General features: G+C 68.6%; 1 protein-coding gene. It reads right to left on the bottom strand.

Annotated features, from left to right (window positions below; translation table 11 throughout):
* A partial coding sequence (locus tag AC2VON_RS17965; protein ID WP_486954166.1) for a PE family protein occupies nucleotides 1–1,486 on the bottom strand: 1,486 nt, incomplete at both ends.

The raw sequence follows: 1,486 nt of genomic DNA, 5'->3' as shown, positions 1-1,486 counted from the left end.
CGAGCACCACCGGGCCGACCCCGATGCCGTTGAGCAGAGTGGAGATCGTCACCGTCGCGCTGTAGTAGCCGGGCGGGACGAGCAGCCCGTCCAGCGGCAGGTTGCCGACGGCACTCACATTCGCTATGTCGCCGACTGCAGATCCCGTGATGTTCGACAGGCTCAGCGCGTAGGGGAATGTCGCCTGGCCGTTGAGGAAACCGTTGGCGATGACCGCCGGCGCGTCGATGAGGGCGGCGATCGCGCCCCCGGGGTCCCCGGCCTGCAGCGCGGCGGTGAAGGCCGCGGCGCTGGAACCCGCCGCCTCCAGCATGCTGACCGGCGGCCCCAACAAGGCGACGCCGAATACCACCGGTAGCCCGACGACGTCGTTCAAGGTCGCACTGAGAGGCGGGACCAGTCCTTGTTGCAGAAGCGAGACATCCAGGTAGGGGGTGATGCTCGTGTTCGTCGCCAATTGGACGACGTTGGTCATGTTCTGCGCGAAGTGGCCGGGAATGGCCGAGATCGGTGTCAGGGCGGGCCCGACACCGGAGAAGACGTTCTGCAGTCCGGTTTCCACATCACTGAGCCCGGCGGCGTAATTGCCGGCCGAGAAGGCCTGTGCTGCCGCCTGGAAGGCCGTGGGCAGGGCCGCCGCGTTTGCCTCGACCGATTGGGCCGCGTTGCCGAAGGCCGCCGCGATGGTCTGGGCGTAGCCCATCTGGTTGGTGATGAATTGCCGCAGGAACGGGAAGGGATCGGCCAGCCAGGTCGACCCGAGGTCCTGCAGGTTGTTCCAGGTGTTGTAGAAGAGCTCTTCGTACGGGCCGGCGATGCCGGTGAAGTACGGTCCCGCATCGCCGATGTTGAGGTGCACCAGCCCGGGCAGCAAGGAATTCGTCAGCCCTGTCAACGAGTTCCCAAGGCCGCCGAGGAGATTGGGCAGCCCTGGAAGAAGCGTACCGATGGTGCTGCCGAGCGAGCCCAGGTTGCCAAGCCCGCCGAGAATCCCCGTGAGACCGCCGGTGCCGCCCGTGAGTCCGCCAAGAAGGCCGCCGAGCAGCCCGTTGCTACCGGTGAGACCGCCGAGCAGGCCGCCACTACCGGTCAGACCGCCCAGCAGGCCGCCACTACCGGTCAGGCCACCCAGTAGGCCGCCACCACCAGTGAGACCCCCGATCACGCCGGTCAGCCCGCCGGAGCCTCCGCTGCTCGTGCCGGTGAGGCCGCCGAGGAGCCCGCCGAGCAGGCCGCCGGCAGCGGGAGTGCCGCCGCCGGCCGCGGCCGTGCTACCGATACCCGACACGCCACCGAGTCCCAGCACCGCCCTGGCGGGCGCAGTGACCGCGTTCGCGAGCGTCTGCTCGGCGTTGGCGAGCTCCGTGCTGAGGTACGCGCCGGCACCGGCGTTGATCACGTTGACGAACTCGGCATGGAACGCTTGCGCCTGGGCGCTCAGGGACTGGAACTCCTTGCCGAAGTTGCCGAACGTCGCCGCAACGGC

The organism is Mycobacterium sp. TH-M82, from assembly GCF_057473605.1.
This window is presented reverse-complemented; position numbering and strand designations above follow the sequence as displayed.